General features: G+C 41.7%; 19 protein-coding genes and 3 tRNA genes. 11 read left to right on the top strand and 11 right to left on the bottom strand.

The genetic code is table 11. The annotated features are described in order from the left end of the window. The first annotated feature begins 168 nt into the window (after nucleotides 1-168). Nucleotides 169-399, top strand: coding sequence for a hypothetical protein (locus AB3N61_RS02090; protein ID WP_020769509.1), 231 nt, complete (start codon nucleotides 169-171; stop codon nucleotides 397-399). Between the two features lie 22 nt (nucleotides 400-421). On the opposite strand, the gene AB3N61_RS02095 is transcribed toward AB3N61_RS02090, so the two are convergent. Together AB3N61_RS02095 and AB3N61_RS02100 are read right to left on the bottom strand one after the other, a co-directional pair. Next, complete coding sequence (locus AB3N61_RS02095; protein ID WP_020769855.1) at nucleotides 422-1,360, bottom strand: hypothetical protein; 939 nt, start codon at nucleotides 1,358-1,360, stop codon at nucleotides 422-424. 20 nt (nucleotides 1,361-1,380) lie between these two features. After that, on the bottom strand, nucleotides 1,381-1,887 hold the full coding sequence (locus AB3N61_RS02100) for a TerB family tellurite resistance protein (protein WP_020769606.1): 507 nt from the start codon (nucleotides 1,885-1,887) through the stop codon (nucleotides 1,381-1,383). Between the two features lie 115 nt (nucleotides 1,888-2,002). Here AB3N61_RS02100 and metG point away from each other — a divergent pair, with 115 nt between their 5' ends. The 5 genes from metG (at nucleotide 2,003) to AB3N61_RS02125 (ending at nucleotide 11,627) form a co-directional block, all read left to right on the top strand. Further along, on the top strand, nucleotides 2,003-4,033 hold the full coding sequence (gene metG / locus AB3N61_RS02105) for a methionine--tRNA ligase (protein WP_367898361.1): 2,031 nt from the start codon (nucleotides 2,003-2,005) through the stop codon (nucleotides 4,031-4,033). 30 nt (nucleotides 4,034-4,063) lie between these two features. Beyond that, nucleotides 4,064-6,700, top strand: a complete 2,637-nt coding sequence (locus AB3N61_RS02110; RefSeq protein WP_367898362.1) for a bifunctional uridylyltransferase/uridylyl-removing protein GlnD — start codon at nucleotides 4,064-4,066, stop codon at nucleotides 6,698-6,700. A 14-nt stretch (nucleotides 6,701-6,714) separates the two neighbouring features. Next, nucleotides 6,715-8,436 carry an alpha-glucosidase gene (locus AB3N61_RS02115; RefSeq protein ID WP_020769611.1) on the top strand — a complete coding sequence of 574 codons (1,722 nt, stop codon included), beginning with the start codon at nucleotides 6,715-6,717 and terminating at the stop codon, nucleotides 8,434-8,436. A gap of 145 nt (nucleotides 8,437-8,581) precedes the next feature. Continuing rightward, nucleotides 8,582-9,790 carry a hypothetical protein gene (locus AB3N61_RS02120; protein WP_367898363.1) on the top strand — a complete coding sequence of 403 codons (1,209 nt, stop codon included), beginning with the start codon at nucleotides 8,582-8,584 and terminating at the stop codon, nucleotides 9,788-9,790. Between the two features lie 109 nt (nucleotides 9,791-9,899). Beyond that, nucleotides 9,900-11,627 carry an acyl-CoA dehydrogenase family protein gene (locus AB3N61_RS02125; RefSeq protein WP_367898364.1) on the top strand — a complete coding sequence of 576 codons (1,728 nt, stop codon included), beginning with the start codon at nucleotides 9,900-9,902 and terminating at the stop codon, nucleotides 11,625-11,627. A gap of 206 nt (nucleotides 11,628-11,833) precedes the next feature. Here the strand turns inward: AB3N61_RS02125 and trxA are convergent, their stop codons facing one another. Continuing rightward, the gene (gene trxA / locus AB3N61_RS02130; RefSeq protein WP_020769684.1) at nucleotides 11,834-12,139 is read right to left on the bottom strand and encodes a thioredoxin; all 306 of its coding nucleotides are present in this window, start codon (nucleotides 12,137-12,139) and stop codon (nucleotides 11,834-11,836) included. 128 nt (nucleotides 12,140-12,267) lie between these two features. Next, nucleotides 12,268-13,179, bottom strand: a complete 912-nt coding sequence (locus AB3N61_RS02135) for a TIGR01777 family oxidoreductase (RefSeq protein ID WP_020769741.1) — start codon at nucleotides 13,177-13,179, stop codon at nucleotides 12,268-12,270. Nucleotides 13,180-13,302: 123 nt separating this feature from the next. On the opposite strand from AB3N61_RS02135, the gene AB3N61_RS02140 reads away from it, so the two are divergent. Together AB3N61_RS02140 and AB3N61_RS02145 are read left to right on the top strand one after the other, a co-directional pair. Continuing rightward, a complete protein-coding gene (locus AB3N61_RS02140) occupies nucleotides 13,303-13,914 on the top strand; it encodes a hypothetical protein (RefSeq protein ID WP_412758399.1) in 612 nt (203 codons plus the stop codon). A gap of 16 nt (nucleotides 13,915-13,930) precedes the next feature. Then, nucleotides 13,931-14,734, top strand: coding sequence for a CPBP family intramembrane glutamic endopeptidase (locus AB3N61_RS02145; RefSeq protein ID WP_020769500.1), 804 nt, complete (start codon nucleotides 13,931-13,933; stop codon nucleotides 14,732-14,734). Between the two features lie 368 nt (nucleotides 14,735-15,102). Here the strand turns inward: AB3N61_RS02145 and AB3N61_RS02150 are convergent. From AB3N61_RS02150 to sppA, 7 genes are all read right to left on the bottom strand, one after another. Beyond that, nucleotides 15,103-15,178 (bottom strand) — tRNA-His (locus tag AB3N61_RS02150). A 6-nt stretch (nucleotides 15,179-15,184) separates the two neighbouring features. Then, a tRNA-Arg gene (locus tag AB3N61_RS02155) sits at nucleotides 15,185-15,261 on the bottom strand. 22 nt (nucleotides 15,262-15,283) lie between these two features. Continuing rightward, a tRNA-Pro gene (locus tag AB3N61_RS02160) sits at nucleotides 15,284-15,355 on the bottom strand. A 35-nt stretch (nucleotides 15,356-15,390) separates the two neighbouring features. After that, nucleotides 15,391-16,104, bottom strand: a complete 714-nt coding sequence (locus tag AB3N61_RS02165) for a tetratricopeptide repeat protein (protein WP_020769659.1) — start codon at nucleotides 16,102-16,104, stop codon at nucleotides 15,391-15,393. Next, complete coding sequence (gene surE / locus AB3N61_RS02170; RefSeq protein ID WP_367898366.1) at nucleotides 16,105-16,857, bottom strand: 5'/3'-nucleotidase SurE; 753 nt, start codon at nucleotides 16,855-16,857, stop codon at nucleotides 16,105-16,107. An 8-nt stretch (nucleotides 16,858-16,865) separates the two neighbouring features. Continuing rightward, on the bottom strand, nucleotides 16,866-17,468 hold the full coding sequence (locus AB3N61_RS02175; RefSeq protein ID WP_367898367.1) for a hypothetical protein: 603 nt from the start codon (nucleotides 17,466-17,468) through the stop codon (nucleotides 16,866-16,868). A gap of 7 nt (nucleotides 17,469-17,475) precedes the next feature. After that, a complete protein-coding gene (sppA, locus tag AB3N61_RS02180; RefSeq protein ID WP_020769551.1) occupies nucleotides 17,476-18,441 on the bottom strand; it encodes a signal peptide peptidase SppA in 966 nt (321 codons plus the stop codon). Nucleotides 18,442-18,702: 261 nt separating this feature from the next. Between sppA and AB3N61_RS02185 the strand changes: the two genes are divergently transcribed. The 3 genes from AB3N61_RS02185 to AB3N61_RS02195 all read left to right on the top strand — a co-directional run bounded on the left by AB3N61_RS02185 (nucleotide 18,703) and on the right by AB3N61_RS02195 (nucleotide 20,717). Next, nucleotides 18,703-19,296, top strand: coding sequence for a hypothetical protein (locus AB3N61_RS02185; RefSeq protein WP_367898368.1), 594 nt, complete (start codon nucleotides 18,703-18,705; stop codon nucleotides 19,294-19,296). A gap of 242 nt (nucleotides 19,297-19,538) precedes the next feature. Continuing rightward, nucleotides 19,539-20,117 carry a hypothetical protein gene (locus AB3N61_RS02190; protein WP_367898369.1) on the top strand — a complete coding sequence of 193 codons (579 nt, stop codon included), beginning with the start codon at nucleotides 19,539-19,541 and terminating at the stop codon, nucleotides 20,115-20,117. Nucleotides 20,118-20,255: 138 nt separating this feature from the next. After that, nucleotides 20,256-20,717, top strand: coding sequence for an SAM-dependent methyltransferase (locus tag AB3N61_RS02195; RefSeq protein WP_036089552.1), 462 nt, complete (start codon nucleotides 20,256-20,258; stop codon nucleotides 20,715-20,717). The last annotated feature ends 36 nt before the right edge of the window (nucleotides 20,718-20,753 follow it).

The raw sequence follows: 20,753 nt of genomic DNA on the forward strand, positions 1-20,753 counted from the left end.
AATTTACTCTAAGAAAATGCTTCATAAAGATTCTGAAACAGATTCTTATAAATTTATCAAACATTACAAATTCGGCTTGAATCCTTATTCTCTAAGGAATAGATTCTATGGAAAGAACTACTTCGAGAAAGAGCTAGATCATTCTCGATAAGGCGAAAAGGGAAAAAGATGTATAAAAATAATATAGAATTTATCATTAACTCCACCAACAAAGATGAGCCTATGTATGGCATTATCGCTTTGGTGAGTGATACTCTGGAATCCATGAAAGCGGATATAGCTTCACAAAGAGTAGACGAAGATCAAAAGAAGGCTTTTCGTTCCGCTATGAAAGATATGATTTCCGGTTTGATTAAATTGAACGGCATCGTAGAGGGTGCGGGGCAGAGGGTTAGGTAAGAGCGAAAATTTCGCTTAACTATCAATCCTTCCCCAAAAACAAGCGGATCCCTTTCGCTATCGTTTGCAAGGTTCTGGCCATCAAACCTTCCAGCTTGGTTTGAAGGAATAATTCCATGATCAATTTTCTGAGGGCCAGATCGAAAGGGAGATTAAAATCGTTCCAATCAACTCCGAATCGGAATGGATAAGATTCGGATTCCTCTTCTTCTCCAAGGCCGGTATGTAATAAAGTGCCTTCGAAGTCGGTATGATGTTCGTCTATATGCCGAAATTCTAAAGTAAGATGCACTTGCTTTTTGAATAAAGGTAATGGGATAATTTCCAGCCCGGCAAGTTCCCCCCAGGTGATGCCGCTCAACGTCAGATATCCCCTGTCTCCACCTTTAAGCGTTCCGGTTCTAAGTAGTCCTTCTCTTCCGAGCCTACAAGAGCCCATTCTGCTTCTAAAAAGGATCTCTAACGGAGAGCCTGCATCCAAAACCCCGTTCTCTATTTTGATGTCCCGGATCTGTATATTAAATACCGGAGTTAAGGTCTTGTCCTCTATATCTATACTGGAATGGGATACCTTCTCCAGTTTGAATTGGATCCTTCCTCTTTTGGGAAGGTATTCTATTTTTTTCCGGGATTCTACTCTGTTGGTGTAATCCATATGGAATGAGCGGACATTCACTCCTCTGAATATTAGCTTTCCTTTAAATAGATTGGAAAACGAGATCCTGAAATGAACAAAACTACCTTTCGCATGAACGATATCCGTTCCGAGTTCTCCTGGGAAGAATAGTACGAAATGTCTGGCCCAAACCCAAAGTCCCGGCAGTATGATGCCGGGTGTCAACCATCTGAACTTGAACAACCTAAACGATATTATATTTACGAGAAGCTGTAAAATTGGGCCGCTTAGAATGAACTGAAGGCCTAAGTAGCCGAATAATACTAATAGGATCGGAAAAGGCATGGGAGAGAGGGCGACTTGAGTCAGTCCTCGTCGCCGTCCGTATATTTATTATCTATGTTTTTCTTATCCATGGAAGAAATTTCCAACTCCTTGGCCAGATCTTCTAAAAATTCCTTTTCTCTATCCGTAAATTTGCCGTCACTCGTTACGATACATACTGCATCTTCGTAAAAATTCGCGGCTAAGACCGGATTTCCTTCCGCAAAATCAGTGATCATCTTAATCGGAAGTGGAGATTCGAACACTTCGGATAATTCTTCTATGATCTCGGCCTTTTGGTCTTGATGATGATCAAAGATACAATCCTTATCGAACATAGCTTTTACCATTTGTCCGACTAGGTTTCCTTCTTTTCTATGAAAGACTCCGTCTGCATGACAAGAATAAGACCAAAGACTGACTAACACTTTGGCGTAATTCATCTTGAGTTGAAAAATCTCGGACTCTCTATCCAGACTTTTCTGAAATTTTTCGTAAAACTCATGACCCGGCAGAACTTTACTAGCCAAGGATGAAACCCTTTCCATTTTAATGCCTTCCTTACGATGGCGATCCCGTTTTTCCGATGTATTTTAACCCAACCTGCGGTTTTGCAATGAAAATCCATGTTGATTTTGGGGGAATTTTTCTCAACCTGACTATGTGAGTTCCGAAACAAAACGAAAGATCCTAGTTACTTCCGCTTTGCCTTACGCGAATGGTCCCATTCATTTGGGCCATGTTCTGGAAGCGATCCAGACTGATATTTATGTTCGTTATCAAAAATCTATAGGCAATGAGTGCTATTTTTTCTGCGCGGACGATACCCATGGCACACCCATCATGCTTGCTGCAAGAAAAGAAGGGATTAGCCCGGAAGAATTGATTGACCGAGTCAGAGCGGAACATTACCGGGATCTCTCCGGCTTTTTAGTGGGATACGATAATTATTATACCACTAACTCGGAAGAAAATCGAATCCTTTCCGAGGAAATTTATCTTTCTTTGAAGGGAAAGGGGCATATATCGGAAAGAGAGATCGAGCAGGCCTATTGTGATACCGATAAGATGTTCCTTCCTGATCGTTTTATCAAGGGGACTTGTCCGAATTGTGGGACCCAGGATCAATACGGAGATAGCTGCGAGAATTGCGGAGCAACTTATTCTCCTAAGGATCTAAAAGATTCTCATTGCTCCTTATGCGGTAACCCACCCGTTAGTCGAAATTCTAAACATATCTTTTTTAAGTTGGGTGATTTCGAAAAATATCTTTCCGACTGGGTCGAAAAGGATTCCCACGTTGCGGACGGTGTTCGTAAAAAACTGAAAGAATGGTTCGAGACGGGGCTTCAGGATTGGGATATTTCTCGTGACGGGCCTTATTTCGGTTTTAAGATCCCCGGCGAGACCGAAAAATATTTTTATGTTTGGTTAGATGCTCCTATCGGCTATATGGCTTCCAGTTTGAATCATTTCAAGGGGGATCGTAAAAAATTCGATTCCTTCTGGAAAGACGAGAAGGCGGAGATCTCCCATTTTATCGGAAAAGATATATTATATTTTCATACTTTATTTTGGCCTGCTACCTTAGAAGGAAGCGGATATCGTTCTCCTACTCAGGTCCATGTCCACGGTTTTATAACCGTGAACGGAGAAAAGATGTCCAAGTCCAGAGGCACTTTCATCAAGGCGGAAGGTTACCTAAAACATTTGGATCCGGAACATCTTCGCTTCTATTTGGCTGGGAAACTCGGGCAAGGAATGGACGACCTGGATCTTTCTTTCGACGATTATACTGCGAAGGTAAATTCGGACTTTGTAGGGAATTTTGTAAACCTGGTTTCCAGGGTAGCTACTTCTATATTAGATAAACTTGATAGAACTTTGGGTAGTTTGGATGCGGAAGGAAAGAAGGTCTTGGACGAACTTAGAAGCTCCGAATCCAAGATCAAAGAATGGTATGAAACCAGAAATTATACCAGAGTAATGAAGGAATGTTCTCGTTTAGGGGATATTGCGAATAAATACGTAAACGATCTTGCCCCATGGATCCAGATTAAATCGGATGCGGAAGCTGCTCGAAAAACGGTAACCGTCGCTTTGAATGCAGCCAGAATTCTTTCCATTTATCTGTATCCTGTTCTTCCTAAATCAGGGGAGAAGGTGTATAAAATTTTAGGTTTAAATAAAAAGCCCGAGTTTGCGGATCTTTCTTCCGATCTGGAAAAAACAAAAGTATCCGCTTACGAAATGATCACCAAACGTGTAGAGGAAAAATCGATTCAAACCATGTTAGAAGAAAACGCTTTGGAAACTAAATCCGTTCCACCTGCAACTCCGTCCGCTCCTACTAAGGCAGAAGGAATTTTGGAAATTTCTATCGAGGATCTAAGCAAGGTAGATCTGAGAGTCGGTAAAATTATAGAGGCCGGTCCTGTGGAAGGTGCGGATAAATTAGTCCAAGTAAAATTGGATCTGGGTCCTCTTGGAACTAAGAACGTTTTTGCAGGTATTAAAGCCGCTTATCAACCTCAGGATCTGATAGGGTTGACGATTGTTGCGGTTGCCAACTTGAAACCTAGAAAGATGAAGTTCGGGGTTTCGGAAGCTATGCTTTTGGCTTCCGGTGAAGGCGATAGACTCAGTCTTTTTGTGCCTCATAGAGGTGCTAACCCTGGCGATAAATTGAAGTAAACTTAGTCTAACAGCTAGTAGGAACGAGACTTGCCTTTAGAATTAGACATCTCCTATAGTTTTCAAAGGCTTTTGGAAAAAAGTAGGGCGGTCGCTTCCGGTCGCTTGGTCTCTCGTCAGCTCACATTTATTATAGATTCCTTTTTGAGGACCAGGTTTGAAAAGTCTTCCGGCATTTTAAAAAAAGGGGAAGAAGTCGCGGTTATCGCCCTAGGCGGATATGGCCGCATGGAAATGGCGCCTCATTCGGACGTAGATATATTATATTTACATAATGGAGTTCCGGATTCCAAACTATCGGAGATTATCTCGTCCATTAATACGTACCTTTACGATTCCGGAAAAGAAGTAGGGCATACATGCAGGACCATCAAAGAATCGTTTCGTTATTTGGATGATATGTCCAGTTTTCATGCGATTTTAGACAGTCGTTTCCTGACAGGCTCCAAGGAATTATTCAAAAAATACCAGGAAGAATTTTTGGCGAAACTTCCTCCAAAGTTTGCAACCAGATACAACCAGGCTAAAGAGGAGCAACTTTCGGAAAGGTTCTTAAGAGAAGGAAGACCTATTCTTCTTTCGGAACCGAATTTAAAAACGGATCTCTGCGGGTTGAGGGATATCCAATATTTGTACTGGACCGAAAAATCCAGAAGCCCGATCCGTTCTTTGGGCGGACTTGCAGTTCTGCCCTTTTTTCAAAGTGGAGAAGTCCAGGCCCTAGAAGAAGCTTACGATTTTTTGATCCGCGTCCGGACAGCGCTTCATATTCTTACAGGCAGAAAACATGATCGTTTGGATCTGAATCTTCAACCTGAAGTGGCTGAGTATCTTGGCTTCGGTAAAAAAGAAGATATGCAAACTATAGAGAAGTTTATGAACACTCTCTATAGCCATCAGAAGAATATATTTTTTATCGTTCGTATCTATTTGGATTCTTTGTTAGCGGCTCAAAAAAAAGAAGAGGCCCAAAATTTCGAATATGAAGGGATCCGATTCTTGAAGATTGGGAATACGATCTTTCCTCCTAACGAAGGAAATTTATTCGCGGATCCTCATACATTATACAAGGATCTTTTACTAACCTTCAGAATGTTCCAAGAAACGGGTTTAGAGGTTTCCGGCGGATTACTCAGCGAGATCAGATTCGCTTCTCACTTTTTGGACGACGACTTCAGATATTCTGCGGAAGTGAACGGGGAATTTATCCGAATTCTACAGAATAAAAAAGATAGAGGAAGGATATTAAAGTTAATGCATGAATGCCAGGTGCTCGGAGCGCTTTTGCCTGAGTTTGGTGCATGTACGAATTTTCCTTTGTTTAGTTATCATCATGAGTTCACTGTGGATGAACATACCCTTTTGATCCTACATGAATTGGATCGTTTGGATAAGGGAGAGTTCGAAGACAGAGAGATCCTCGAAGTTTACGGAGAATGTGATAAGACCGAAATTTTGGCTTTGGCAATTCTTCTTCATGATGCCGGAAAAGTGAAAGAAGGCGATCATTCGGAATACGGTGCGGAACTTGCCGTTTCTGTCGGATCTCGTTTAGGTCTATCGGAAGAAGATACGGATCTATTCCGTTTCCTGGTAGAAAAACATATCCTGATGTCGGAACTTTCTTCTAAGAGAGATATTTCGGATAAGATCTTGATACGTAACTTTGTGAGAACTGTTTCTAACCCGGACAGACTCAAACTTTTATATATTCTGACCATTATCGATACCAAGTCAGTCGGTACGAATGTTCTTACGAATTGGAAAAAAGCCATCTTAAGCGAACTTTATAAAAATTCCATAAACTTCTTCCTTACAAATCGAACAGACCATGAGGATGCTCATGGTGAAGAAGAACGGATCGCACTTGCAAAAGACTTAGTTGCATATTTAACCGAAAAAGAAGGACAAGATCCTAAGATCGCCAAAACGATCGCTTCTTTTGCGTATTCGGTTATCCCGGTAAGTTTTTTGAAAACAGTGTCGAATAGAAAAATATTAAAATATTTTAAATCGATTACTTCTCTGAGCCAGGACCTTAACTCCGATCTACTCTTGGACTTGGAACAAGACCCTGCTTTCGTAACTGTTGAAGTAGTAAGTCGAAATATTCCCGAGATCTTATTGGATCTTTGTTGTTCCGTTTCTTCCGAAGGATTAAATCTGGTTGGGATGCAGAGTTATACTTTCGAAGAATTCCAGATCCATATTCTTCAAGTAACGGATTCTCAAGGGAGCGGTAATATTTCTTCCGAAAGACTTTCCAGGATGGAAGGCAAACTTAGACTGATGGCTTCCGGAGAATTACAAAGAGACAGTATCGCTTTCGAAAGAACGGAGTGGAATCCACGTAAGACGATCCCGGAAAGTATCGTCAATCGTTCCGTTCGTTTTTCCAACGAAGATGTTACGGATACCACCATTATGGAAGTCCGTATGCCTGATATGGTAGGCTTAGTGTATCGGATATTACGAAAAGTATTCGATTTCGGTTTAAAAGTTTCTCATTTGAGGGTCTCGACTTCTGCGGACTATGCTTATGACTCATTCTATCTCCAGACCAAGGACGGAGAACAGGTAAAAGATGCAGAATTGTTAAAATCCTTGGAAGATAAGATCTTGATAATCCAGCCGGTGGAAAGGATGACAGGGGAACTCGTTTTTTAAAAATGGTTCCCAGTATGGATTCGGGTAGTCGTTCCACAGTCACTTCTAAAAGAAAAAAAGAAACCGCGGCATCTGTTAGGTTGATGAAAAAACCTAATTCTCCACGCCGGGGCAAAAAAATAGACGCCGACTGGTGGAAGAACGCGGTAGTTTATCAGATCTATCCTAGAAGTTTTCATGATACAAACGGGGACGGAATCGGCGACTTAGAAGGTATCATCCAAAAACTGGATTATCTAAATGATGGGACTCCGAATTCTCTGGGTATCGATGCCATCTGGCTTTCTCCTATCTATCCTTCTCCAATGTATGATTTCGGATACGATATTTCGGATTACGAAAGTATCGATCCAGTGTTCGGCGACTTAGACACCTTCAAACGTTTATTAAAAGAAGCTCATAAACGGAAAATCAGGATCATTATGGACCTGGTTGCGAACCACACTTCGCATCAACATCCTTGGTTTTTAGAATCCAGATCTTCCAAAGACAATCCTAAAAGAGATTGGTATATTTGGAAGGACCCAGTGGATGGAAAACCTCCTAATAATTGGATGGGCACTTTCGGGGGAAGGGCTTGGACCTTGGACAAAACCACAGGTCAATATTATTATCATTCCTTTTTAGCGGAACAACCCGACCTGAATTGGAGAAATCCTGAGGTTAAAAAAGCGATCTTCTCTATGGTCAAAAATTGGCTGGATCTCGGGGTGGACGGTTTCCGTTTGGATGTTGTGAATCTATTCATTAAGGATTCGGAATTAAGAAGTAATCCTCGTAAAAGATGGATCGCAAGACCTTTCGATCAGCAAAACCATATTTACGATCGTGATCGTCCTGAAATGCACGACATTCTGAAAGACCTCAGAAAACTTTTGGATTCGTACGGAGATAGAATGTCCGTAGGTGAAGTGATGATGGAACCTCCCGGTACAAGCGCACTCCCCGCTTCTTATTACGGAGCGAAGGGGGACGAACTTCATCTGGCATTCAACTTTGCTTTCTTTTACACACCTTGGAAGGCCGAAAAATTCAGGGATGTGATCAAAGAATGGGAGAAGTATCTCCGAGATAAGGGATGGCCGAATTATACATTAAGTAATCATGATTTCCGCAGACATATCACCAGATATTCAAAGGGAAAAGAGACGACCGCTAGAGCTAAGATAGCCGCTCTAATGCTTTTGACCCTGAGAGGAACTCCTTTCTTATATTACGGGGAAGAACTGGGAATGATGGACGAACGAGTCCCTAAAAATCGCATCCAAGATCCGGTAGGGATCAGATACTGGCCTGTTTATCCGAGCCGAGACAACTGTAGACTCCCGATGTGTTGGTCCGGAGATGTGAACGGAGGCTTTAGCAAGGGTGAACCTTGGCTTCCCGTTTTTTCCAAATACGAATCCGTAAATGTGGAAACCCAATCCAGATCCATCGATAGTTTATTAAATTTTTATAAAAAGTTAATATGGCTAAGAAAAGGGAACGAGATCCTGAAAAAAGGGTCACTCGCCTTGGATTACGATTCTCCTCCTGGAGTTCTGCAATACACCAGAGAGTTCGAAAAGAAAAAATGCCTGATTATTTTGAACTTTGAGAATGAGTCCAAAAAGATCGTAGCAAATGCGAACCGCACCGCTCAGATACTTATCTCCACGCATAGAAAACCGGAGAAGATGGAAATTCCGGTGGTATTCGAGATCGCACCTTATGAAGGTTTGGTTTTAGAATATTAATGGTTTAAAATCCTAGGGAAACGGGGTCTTCTCCGCTTTTTACGACTATTTCCTTGTTTTCGGTTTCTATTTATTCCTAATTCTGATCGTTTTCATGGCTTAAAGTTAAGATTTCGGAATAACTCTTATACTAGAGGGTTTTCGAGTGAAATTTTTAGCCGTTTTATTCTTCTTTTTTTTCCACATCGTTCTTTTGGCCCAGGACGCATCTCCCACATCAACCTGTATTGAACCGGAAAGTTTACCTTCAAAACCGGCAAAGGATTTGGCAAAACGAGAAGATCCATTAATTTTGAAAAGGGAGAACGAGGAACAATTCTTACTCTCTATGGATTTTATGAAATCCAAAGTCAAAAACGTAAAAATCCCCACCGAAGTAAAGGAAGGGACCTTCATAACAGTTACGTATATTCATTCGATTTGTAAAAATTCTTTTTACGATCAACAAAGATTGGATAAGGAAAGAAGAAAAGAATTATTGAGAATATTCCCTACACTGGAAAACAACTTGTTAGTGGAATGGAAAGAAAAGAAATACGAATCTTGCGGTGAAAAAGAAAATACTTCGGATAAATTTCACGGCTTTGCTATAAATTACAGACAAAAACCGTCTGGCGAAACATGGAAGAAGGAAAAAGAGATCCTATTCGGAAAGAAACCGGAAATCTCCGTCGAAAGTCGTTCTGAATCTTGTGTTACCGTATCGAAACATTCTCCACAATTTCAAAAAGACGAAATCGTTTCGAAAGTTTTGGAAAGAAAGAAGGAATGGAACGGGGCGATTGTTGGAGACCTTACCGGAAGTATGTTTCCTTACACACAGCAATTATTCCTTTATTTTAAATTGCAGACCCTTAAGAGGATCGAGAGAGCATTCGTTTTTTTTAATGATGGAGACCGTACTCCCGATGAAAAAAAAGTAACCGGAAAGACCGGAGGGATCTATTTCCAAAAATTGAAAAATTATGAGGAACTAGAAAAATTAGCGAAAGCTGCCATTAGCGGAGGATACGGAGGCGACAGCCCGGAAAATGATATTGAGGCTTTGATCAAAGCACAGGCAGTCTGTCCCGAATGTAAAGAGCTGATCCTGATTGCGGATAATTTCTCCAATATGCGGGACTATTCTTTGATGAGCCAAATTCAAAAACCTGTAAGAGTAGTGTTATGCGGTTCCTACGCAGGGATTAATACTGAATATCTGGATTTAGCTAGAATTACTAAAGGATCTGTTCATACAATCGAAGAGGATTTGGAAAATCTGATGGAGTTGAATGAAGGTCAAATAATTGAATTGAACAAGAAAAAATACGTATTGGAAAAAGGCAGATTTAAACCGATCCAATCCATTTAAAACGAACAACGTTTAACGAATTTTGCTTATATTAGAAAATTCAAAAAAATAGTCGCAGTTCGTATGATTTACCCTAATATAGTTTTAAGTAAGATTATTAGGGAATTATATGAATCATCCATTACGCTTAGCCGAAAACCCAGGTTTATCTTCTTACGACTTAACCGGTTATAAGGGAAATAGAGGTAAAAATTTTTATGAAGAGGACAAGGTCCTCCAGAGAGTGGTGGAAAGGTACTCTTCCGATTATAAACCGGATCATAAAAAAGCGATGTTGGACCATCTCAAGGGTTATGGAGAATTGGTCGGGGGTATTTTAGACGAACTCACGGAAGCCTCTCATAAGGAAGGTAAATACGGAGAAGTAGTCAAATACGATCGAACGGGAAATCGTATAGACCAGATCGTTTATTCCCACGAACAAAAACTTTCCAGAAAGATCTCTTACGATTACGGAATTGTTAATTTAGATTTTCATGATGAATGGAAGTTTCCTTTTACGGATCTTCATAGACAGGCTTTAACTTATCTAGCCAACCAGAATGGAGAAGGTGGAGTAACCTGTCCTTTGGCTATGACCGAAGGTATGATCCGAGTTCTACAAGGGATCGGAACGGAAGAACAGAAAAAGAAATATCTTCCATTGGTGGCAGGAAAAGGTTCCTTCTCCCATTTTATGGCGGGACAGTATGTGACCGAAAGAGTTGGAGGCAGTAACGTAGGCGCCAACCGCACGATCGCACGCAAGGGTGAGAATGGGAAATGGATCCTGAACGGAGAAAAATGGTTTTGCTCCAATCCGGGAGATCTTTGGGTCACCACGGCGAAGATAGAAGATACCGAAACGGTAGGGTTATTCCTGGTTCCTCGTATAAAGGATAACGGAGAACTGAATGGACATCATATATTAAGAAAAAAAGATATTATTGGTTCTAAAGGAAAACTCACCGTAGAGATCGTTTACGAGGATCTAGAAGCCGAAGCCTTGGGAAGGCCTGCACACGGGATCGCAAACCTGATCCGTTACGTGATCCGGACTTCACGGGTCCATGTAGGTCTTGCCGCTTCCGGAATGTCCAGAAGGGCTTTCATGGAAGCCAGAGAATATTCTCGATATAGAACTGCTTACGGAAAGAAGATCCAGGATTTTCCTGCATATTCCAGAGAACTTGCAGAGATGAGGATCTTGTATGCTGCTTTGGTTATGCCGATTTTCCGCGGGATAGATTGGACCCAAAAAGGGGTTTTAGCGGAACAGATCTCCACTCCTCTGATGAAGTATAGATCATCTTCCCTCTCTTCTCAGATCACTCATAGAGCGATTATGGCTCTGGGCGGTTCCGGCATTATCGGGGATTACACTTGTTTGCCAAGACTTCATAATGATTGTATTATCAACGAGACCTGGGAAGGAACCCACTTGATCATTACGGATCATGCGCTTGGCGCTATGAATCGGGCAAAGATCAGAGATTCTTTCGTTTCGGAATTGAAGAAGAATTTCGACTCTGCTAAAAAATATCCCGAGCTAAAAGAGATCTCTCAGTTAGGAGAGGATCTCCTATCGGATTGGAATAAGAGTATAGAGGAAAAACCAAGAGAATGGAAGGAAACGTATAGAGTGGATCTTTCCGATCAGGCTTATGGCGCTTTGGTTCTTTCCGAGTTTTTGGAGCAGGCGGTGTTTGATCGAGTATCCGGTTCTAAAAGATCCAGATTCGATTCTTTTGCAAAAGGATTCGGTGCGTTCTTATTTCGGACTCTTCCTAAAACTTCGGGAGACTATGAGTCTTTCCGTTTAAATCAAGAAGAAGTAGATGAGATTGTGAATTGGTAATCGCGACAGCGATACGTAGGACGCGAAGCGGTCACGGCCGATAGGAACTATATTCAGAATATTGAATGCGATTTGCCGAGACCGGAGCGAACGCGTAGTCCGGAGTAGCGCGGCCCTCGGGTAAGCGAGGGAGTCGCCCAAAAGATCGCTGCGGAAGGAACCGCTCCAATACGTTGCGAGTTTCCTCCCGTAGAGTGAACAAAATTTTAAACCAATTTAGGGGCAAAAACTTTCTCCATATGTGCCTGTGGAATTGCTCCCACCACCTTTTCGGCGATTTCTCCGCCTTTGAATAACATCAAGGTCGGAATGGATTGAACTCCGTATTGTTGAGCCAATTCAGGTTTTTCGTCTATATTGACTTTCACTACGGTGACTTGCCCTTGGTGAGCTTGTGCAAATTTTTCCAACTCAGGGGCTACCATTTTACAAGGACCGCACCATTCGGCCCAGAAATCCACTAGGATGGGTTTATCATGTGTTTTGAGTAGTTCGTTGAATGAACCAGGCATTGTGTTTTCCATACAAAGATTAGACCCATTCTAAATCGGATCGGACAATCCGTTTTTAAAGGTTTGGAGAATTTTTCAAAAAACTTTTTAGTCCGCCCGAGGCGCGGGCTTCAGAATCCGAACAGGTTTTAGCCCAATAAATTTCGAAGCGCCGCTTCCAGATTCGGGTATCTGAATTTATAACCCAATTCTTGGAGTCGTTTAGGCACTACCCTTTGGCCATGCGTTGCTACGATGGCTCCTTCGCCGAATGCGAGAGAAAGTGCAAAGGAAGGCATTCTTGTGAAAGATGGACGTCCTAGAGTTTTTCCCAGAACCTTACTGAATTGCTCGTTGGAAAGAGGTTCAGGAGATACCAGATTGAATGCCCCTCTTGCCTCTTCTTTTCTGATCAGGAACATGATTGCGGAGAGTTGGTCTTCGATATGGATCCAAGAAAGGATTTGGTTTCCGCTTCCGATCGGACCGCCTGCGAATAATTTGAATGCAGGGAGCATGGTGGCGAGTGCTCCCCCTTCCGTGGTTAATACGACTCCTGTTCTTAGTAGAACGGTCCTTATACCTGCTTTTTCCGCTTCTAAAGCTTCTTCTTCCCAATCTCTACAAAGGGTGCCTAACTCGTCATCCGCTGCGGGACTATCTTCGTCGAAAGGCGGGGTTCCCGCGTCATAAGATCCATAGATCCCGATCGCTGAAGAGTTGAATAATGTTTTGGGAGCGAATTCTCCCAAGGAGGTGAGTCTTGCGACTAAATCCCTGGTGAAATCTACGCGAGAAGAACGGATCCTTTGTTTGTATTCAGGCGTCCAGCGAACTCCCGCAATCGGTTCACCCGCCAGGTTGATGAGTACGTTGACTCCTTCTAAATCCGCTCTGGTTGGGAGCGAGCCGATTCGAACGTCCCATTCTGAAATTCTTTGGAGTCTAGGCGGCAATTTTCCACTTCGGCTAAAAATGCGGACTCTATGTCCTTCTGCCTTCAAGCGGATCGCCAACATGGATCCTATGAGTCCCGTGCCGCCGGTAATTCCAATAAGCATTTCGCGAACCGCCTTTTTTGAAATTTCTTTCCGAGAATCATGATTCGAAATCGGTTTTCTTTCGACAAGAAGAAAGGAAATCCTTCTTGCTTCTCGGTTAGGAAATCGACATCTTTGGATGCAGTGGATTTTTTAAAATTGAACGCCGTTTCAAAAATTTGGGCAGCCGTTTTCATTGTCGGGCTGGTTTTTTCCAATTTTTATCTATACTCTACCACCAATTCCAAGTTGGAGTCTTATAAATCCGAGCCTCCTTTTTTACGTTTTGATTTCACTGATTCCTATTTAGTAGATCGTTCTTCACAGGCTCCTTATCTGGCGGATGGGAATTTGGATACGGAGTGGAGAAAGTTGAGGCCTTCTTCCATGAAGGTGGATTTTGATCTGGAGTTACGACTTTCTCATCGGCTGAAGTCCGGGATTTATGTTCCGACCAACTGGAAAGGATTAAAAGTTATCGCGTGTTCTAGAAATACTCCGGCTCTTTCTCTTAAAGTTTTAGAAAGAGAAGCGATCAACGTGGATAAGGAATCCAGACTTCCCGACGATACGGAATATAGTTCGATCGTTTTGGATTTTTGCGGGTCTGAAACTGCGACAGTTCCCTTGAAGAAGGACGGGAGCTCTGTCCCTCAAAAAGAATATCCGAATGGGATCTGGATTTGGGCAGTGCAGGGGACTTTCCAAAGCCTTGGGCCGGATTCCTGCATTAAGGATATCCAACTCTACGAATAGATCTTCCGGCGATAATATGAACTTTTCGGAAACAGGAAGAATCGATGTACCTGAATACAAAGCAAATACTTGGGAAAGTTATCTTATCTATTTATCCATTGTTGTTTTCGGGACAGCCGTTTTCGAAGAAATCAGGAGTCTTTATATCGTTCCGATCGTACTTCTTCTACTTTTACTGATCGGATTTCAATTTAAATGGAGGTCCTTATTCTATCTAAATATCCCTCTGGTTACATTATCTTTTATTAATACTTTTCCTTTTGCTAAAAATTTTTGGCCCGCTACGTTGATTGTGGCTTTAGGTTTTTACTTTTTGAATTTTTCTAAAATTCGAAATTTAGGGTTATTACGTTGGTGGGCTAAGGGAGAAGTTACCAAACAAGTCCTAGGACTTTCCGTTCTATTTGTTCTATCAGCAAGTATCGCTTTGATTCTTTGGTTTTATCTTTTGGATCCCGATATCAGCGATATCAAAGAGAATTTTCCAAAGGGAGATATTCCTTTGCTTATTGCGGCAGGAATCGGCTTTGCAATAGTGAATGCGATTGCGGAAGAATTTTTATTCAGGGGGATTTTATTCGAGGCCTTATTGACTGCAAAACTTCCCCTTTTTTGGGCTCTTGTTTTCCAAGCTTTAAGTTTTGGGATCTTACATTTACACGGATTTCCAAGAGGTTGGGTGGGAGTCGGACTTGCCGGAATTTATGGTTTGATGACCGGGCTTATCCGAATTTTGAGTAAGGGAATTTATTATCCCGTGTTGGTGCATTTTTTTGCGGATATTACAATAGCTGCGATCGTGCTGTTTTTGACTCGTTAGCGAAAAGCTTCGATCCCCAATTTTTCCGATTAAGTTAATTTGATTTTTATAGTTTGGAAGAACTTTGGGGTGAACGATCTTTCGTGTTAATTCGGATGCAGATAGTTTCATTCCAGATTTGCCTTCGCTCCGCTCGGCACCCGATGGGAATTTTGCTTCCTATGGGTCGCAAAATTGGGCTCGCCGTTACGCAGTCTCGCATCCTGCTCGACTTGGCTCCACGGCGTCTTTTGCACTCGCTTCGCCATCCCTGGCTTGCGGCGCGTTTGCGACGCTCTCTATGGATCGCTGCAAACGCTTGCGTGCAAAAGCTTCGATCCCCAATTTTTCCGATTAAGTTAATTTGATTTTTATGGTTTGGAAGAGTTTGGGGTGAACGACGGGGCTCGAACCCGCGACAGCCAGAACCACAATCTGGAGCTCTACCAACTGAGCTACGCTCACCATGTTTGGTGACCCGAGAGGGATTCGAACCCCCGACCCACTGCTTAGAAGGCAGTTGCTCTATCCAACTGAGCTACCGAGTCTTTTGTTTTGTAAAAGAGGGATTCGGGATGACTGGATTTGAACCAGCGACCCTCTGTACCCAAAACAGATGCGCTACCACTGCGCTACATCCCGGATCGAAGTCCATGATTTCGCGAAAGGTCGAGGTGTCAAGTCGCTTGTCTATTTGTTTGGGTCAGTTTTTTCAGGTGTTCCAAAATTATATCTTCGTTGGGAGCTTTGGTAATGGCTTTTTCAAAGGCCTTTCTGGCTTCTTCCATTTTTCCCAATTTGCTCAAAAGTACTCCGAAAGAATCCAAATAAGCAGGATTTTCCGGATCCAATTGTAGAGCCCGCTTGATATTTTCCATTGCCAGTTTTAGCTCTTCCGGTTTCGGTTCCTTTCCCTCTAAAAGAAGATATGCCACCGAATTTAGGCTGTTTTTCTGTTCCGGTCTCAGTCGTAAAATTCTTAAATGAGTTTCGATTGCGGCTTTCGTGTCGCCGGACTTTTCCAATGCGGATGCTTTTAGGGAAAGAAGAATGATATCATCCAGAGAAAGTTTGAGACGTTCATCCGTTTTTGCAAGAGCGGTTTTGTAATCTCCAGTCCTGATAAGAGAATAGATCATCATTCTGAATGCGTTGTCTCTTTCCGAGAATTTAGGGAATTCTTCCAGCAATTCTTCGATAATGGAGACACATTTTTTATGGTTTCCGGTCCTGGAACAGCATATTGCAAAATTATAAAGTAGTTCCGGATCTTTTCCGGTTTCGGACATTTCCCGATCGATCAATGTGAGTGCGATCGTATAATTCTCTTTTAGGATTTCCGTAAAAATCCTTCTTTTGGCTGGGATCTTTCTGGAAGTTTTCTTTTCCATTTACTTCGATTTTACCCGGATCCTTTTTTTGAATTCTTCCAATTCAAGTGGAGAAGTTTGATCCAAACTTAAAGGTGTGATCGGTATTTTTCCACGGAAGAATGTATCGAAGTCGGTACCTTCTTCAGGAACATATCCCAAGTGGGATCCTCCTAAGAAAAAGTCCGAAATACCTCCTATGATAGGTTTAGATTCGTAGGTGTCTATATAGGTTCTTCTGCCTAACTTAGCAATTTCAATAGCAGATAACGAATCCTCAAATTTTTCGGGAATATTTATATTATAAACTATTCCCGGGATAAACTCCTCAACCCATGAGCCGAGGATTTCGTGGACCAGTTCCGCTTCCTTGATATAATCGTAGTTTTTGTCCAAGTTTCCGGAACTGACTGCCAAACTTTTTCTATTATGAATAGCGCCGTGCCTTGCCGCACCAACCGTTCCAGAATAATGTACGTCATGTCCCATATTCACTCCGCGATTAATCCCAGAAAGAACCAAATCAATGTTAGGAAAAATCTTCCCATGAAGTCCGATGTTCACACAGTCTACAGGGTATCCGTCTACGATATAATGATTCTCGTTCACTCTCTCTACTCTCAAAGAATCGTAGATACTCAATGCCATAGAAGTTGCAGAGCGTTCTTTAAGAGGAGCAATTAAATAGGTATTATGTTCTTTGCCTAAAACTTTTTCCAAAGCAAGGATCCCGTTGGAAGAGATCCCGTCGTCGTTAGTGATTAGAATATTCATATACTATGTTACGGAAGAGAAGGATTAAACGATGTGATCACGGCCGAATACATCGCCAAAGGCAGGAAGAATGTTACGATAAATGTGAAAATATTGATGAATAAGGAATCCTTAAACTTTAGATCGTAAATATAAGAAGTCCCTCGAACCAATACTACCATGAACAATCCGTAATGGATCGAGTATAAAGTAAAAACTCCAAATCCTCCTTTTAATCCCAGCTGAGCAAGTAGAATGGCCCAAGCAGCATTGGAAATAAATATAGAAAGAGAAAGGTTCACAAATCTGAGAGTGGTATTTGCGTTTCCCTTCTTCCCTTTGGATTGGGCTAATCCATCCACGATGAATGCGATCGTATAGGGTAAAAGTATGAAGAACAATAAATGAGTCAGTGCCGCAATAAGGAATTGTCCGAAACTTCTTCCTGTGAACGGAGGAGTGATGAAAACATAACCCGCTCCTGCGCTTACGGAAGCAAGCAGCAGAACTAAGAAACCGACTATTTTAAGCGGATAAGTTCCCCAAGAAGAAATTACATTTTCCACACGAAACGGTTCGAATAGCACCGCGTCTAAAAGATCTATAAATCTGCCGAATAATTCTTTCAACACGGGATAATTACCATGCCATTGAGTGAGGGTATAAAACTAAAACAGGAGAACGTTTGAGCTCCTGAAGAAATACTTTTTCTCCGCCGAGAAATCCGCCTGACTTTGCCTGCATTAATCGGAAGAACCTATCCCATGGATTTGCTTCTTCTTCGAATAAAGGAAGAGTCCCGTCGTAATTACAAAGTTTGGAAAGTTCGGCCAACGCTTCTCTTCTGCCGCCGATATCATCCACGAGTTTGTTTCGGAATGCGTCCTGACCGGAGTAGATCCTACCTTCTGCCAATGCTTCCACGAATTTTACGGTTTGGTTTCTTCCTTTAGCTACATCTTCGATAAATTCTTCGTAGGTATCGGAGAGCATTTTTTGGATCATCGCGTCTTCTTCCGGAGTATTGTCCCTAAAAAGAGAAAGTGAGTCCTTATATTTTCCTTCTTTAAATGTACGGACCTTTACTCCGTATCTTTCTAAAAGTCCTTTTATATTCGGTGCGATCGCGATCACTCCGATAGAGCCGGTCAAAGTTCCCCCTAACGCGAAAATTTTATCCGCAGCGGAAGCTATATAATAACCGCCGGAAGCCGCGATATCCTTCATGGATACCACGACTTTTTTGTTTTTTTCCTTTCGGAGATACATTAGTTCTTTATAGATCTCTTGAGAAGCACCGACGGATCCACCGGGAGAGTTGATCTCTACCAAGATGCCAACGATATTCGAATCATCTTCAATCGATCTAAGTTGATCCAATACGGTTTGAGCTCCTGCAGAATCATAGCTGGAATGACCGGAATGGATCTCTCCTTCTATTTTGATCAGAGCCGCTCCCAACCTGTCGGTCCCGAATCCGGAACCTGCATCCACTTTCGTGAGTTTGGAAGAAGAAACGTTGGAAACTAAATTAATAAGTCCGACGAACAGGGAGAGAATGGTGACAACAAAGGTGACTGCTAATGCGATACGATTTCGGTCCACAATTAGAGTGGATCTCGGTACCCATCCCCTGTCAATGAAATAGCGGGGTCTGGTTTCGTTTGAGAAACCTGGCCGGTTTCTCTTGACGAGGAGATAAGTTTAATATGTGTATCAATATAGGTAAGGGGTTTAAATTTGTTTAGGATTTTGACTTTAGTTTGGTTCTTTGTTTTTGCTCTATTTTTCGAAAGTTGCCTGACTTTTCGTTTTGGGCATATAAATATTATTAAAGACGATTTTAAGAATACTCATATCGTAAAGATGAAGTTATTGCTTTTATCAAACGAACCGTATCTGGATTATTTCGGCGCACCTACCTATTTAAAGTATTACTTTTATTTCGATCTTACAAGGGAGATAGGACCTGATAATAAGGCGGTCCCTACTTCCATTAGATTTTCATATCATGGCGAGACTAACGATGCTCCAATTGCTAAGACCGGTTTTTTGAAAATAGGTGAGAAGATCAGTCCCCTTGTGATCGGTAACTCCGATAGTCAACTAGTTACGAATAGTTCCGTTACTACTACGACTTCCGTAAATTCTGCGAATATCGGCTCTGCGAATGCAAATGCGATCATGAATGCAAAAGGTGGATTTGTAGATTTTACGAAAGTCCAGCAGACTGGAGGAACAAATACCCAGACGAGAACTTCCGTTCGGACGCACACTAGCAAGGAACAGAGTGGGATGTTTTTGCTAAAAAGGGAAGACGAACAGGCTATACTGGAAGGTAAACCTTTTAGTATTCGCTTATATATGGGATCTTACCCTTTGACATTCACGTTCGATCAGAAAAATTCCAATTATCTTAAAAACTTTTTGCTTGCTCGACCTGGAATGGAATTGGAATGATCTTGTTCTATATTATCCGTTTAGAATAAACTAACTACGTTTATCACTAAAGGAACGTTATCCAAAATGAGATAATGTTCCTTATTCAACTTATTATCATAAATTTCAAAAATACTCTCTTGACCTGTCGCAGATTTGCAGGGGATAGGATTCTATATACTAATTGGAGAAACAACTTGTTTAGAAAAATATCTGTATTTCTTTTGTTCGCAATTCTCGTAGGGTGTAGCACTTACGGAAAAGTGATCATTATAAAGGATGATTTCAAAAAATCTCATATCATCACGATGAAAATGTGGAAATTGTCTAAAGAGGAAGATTCGTGGGCAAGATATAATACTATTTTTGATTTTTCAAGAGAGGTTAATGAAACAAAAATAAATCCAACAGTGGCAAGATTTAAGGTTACCGCAGAAGCGAATAGTCATCCTCTGGAGAGAAGCGGATTCATCAGAATTGGAGCTAAAGATTCAACTTTGGTCTTGGGAAACTTGGATTCTCAAGCGATCACTACATATAACACAAGCGTAACTACTACAACCACGGGAAATAATTCCACAGGGCATTCCAGTTCCACTAGCTCGTTTGGCAAAAATCAATCTACAGAGACGAAGACCTCTATGAATACCACTAGTCGCACTCATAAGGAACTCACTGGGACATTTTTATTAACGAAAGAGCAAGAAGCTGAAATATTGGCTTCTGACTTTTTCGCTATAAGACTTTATTCTGGGACTAAGCCGATCACGATTTCATTTGCGGAAGATGATTTGGAGACTCTGAAAAAATTCCTAACTGCAAAACCGGAAGCCGGAAACTAAACCTACCTAACGCGGGCCGACGTTATTAGTCGGTTCCCGTATTCTCTCAATATTTTAATCGACTTCGCTTATTAATTTCTTGCCTAAGTGTAATTTAATTCGTCTCTTAAAACATCTTTTCAGATGAAAGAGGCTTTTATGGAATTTACGATTCGGCCGATCGCAAAGGTCTCGAACTCAAGATCAGAAATCCAGGACGATTACTGGGCGGAAATTGTTTCCGAGATCGAGTTAGAAGATAATATTCCCGCTGAGTCCTTGGATGGGATCGAAACATTCTCCCATTTAGAGATCATCTATATCTTTCATAAATCGATCGGATCGGAGCCTATATTAGGCAGCGAACACCCCAGAGAAAATAAAAAATGGCCAAAGGTAGGGATTTTTGTCCAAAGAAAGAAAAATCGTCCAAACCATCTAGGTTCTACGATCGTAGAACTTCTGAGAAGGGACGGCAAAAAACTTTTGGTAAAATATTTGGATGCGATAGATGGAACTCCTGTTGTGGATATTAAACCTGTGATGAGGGAATTCCTACCAATGTCTGGGATCACTCAGCCGGATTGGTCCAAAGAATTGATGATAAATTATTGGGAATAATTCCTTCGAATTGGATTGACTGGGACTTGATTTCCC

It is taken from the genome of Leptospira sp. WS58.C1 (assembly GCF_040833995.1).
Lineage (GTDB): Bacteria > Spirochaetota > Leptospiria > Leptospirales > Leptospiraceae > Leptospira_B > Leptospira_B cinconiae.

What these genes read in the sequence shown, in the direction of transcription:
- AB3N61_RS02090 (WP_020769509.1), top strand. Translation starts at nt 169, where the DNA reads ATGTATAAAAATAATATAGAATTTATCATTAACTCCACCAACAAAGAT.
- AB3N61_RS02135 (WP_020769741.1), bottom strand. Translation starts at nt 13,179, where the DNA reads ATGCTTATTGGAATTACCGGCGGCACGGGACTCATAGGATCCATGTTG.
- trxA (WP_020769684.1), bottom strand. Translation starts at nt 12,139, where the DNA reads ATGCCTGGTTCATTCAACGAACTACTCAAAACACATGATAAACCCATC.
- AB3N61_RS02195 (WP_036089552.1), top strand. Translation starts at nt 20,256, where the DNA reads ATGGAATTTACGATTCGGCCGATCGCAAAGGTCTCGAACTCAAGATCA.
- AB3N61_RS02185 (WP_367898368.1), top strand. Translation starts at nt 18,703, where the DNA reads ATGAAGTTATTGCTTTTATCAAACGAACCGTATCTGGATTATTTCGGC.
- AB3N61_RS02165 (WP_020769659.1), bottom strand. Translation starts at nt 16,104, where the DNA reads ATGGAAAAGAAAACTTCCAGAAAGATCCCAGCCAAAAGAAGGATTTTT.
- AB3N61_RS02100 (WP_020769606.1), bottom strand. Translation starts at nt 1,887, where the DNA reads ATGGAAAGGGTTTCATCCTTGGCTAGTAAAGTTCTGCCGGGTCATGAG.
- AB3N61_RS02115 (WP_020769611.1), top strand. Translation starts at nt 6,715, where the DNA reads ATGGATTCGGGTAGTCGTTCCACAGTCACTTCTAAAAGAAAAAAAGAA.
- AB3N61_RS02145 (WP_020769500.1), top strand. Translation starts at nt 13,931, where the DNA reads ATGAACTTTTCGGAAACAGGAAGAATCGATGTACCTGAATACAAAGCA.
- AB3N61_RS02125 (WP_367898364.1), top strand. Translation starts at nt 9,900, where the DNA reads ATGAATCATCCATTACGCTTAGCCGAAAACCCAGGTTTATCTTCTTAC.
- surE (WP_367898366.1), bottom strand. Translation starts at nt 16,857, where the DNA reads ATGAATATTCTAATCACTAACGACGACGGGATCTCTTCCAACGGGATC.
- AB3N61_RS02095 (WP_020769855.1), bottom strand. Translation starts at nt 1,360, where the DNA reads ATGCCTTTTCCGATCCTATTAGTATTATTCGGCTACTTAGGCCTTCAG.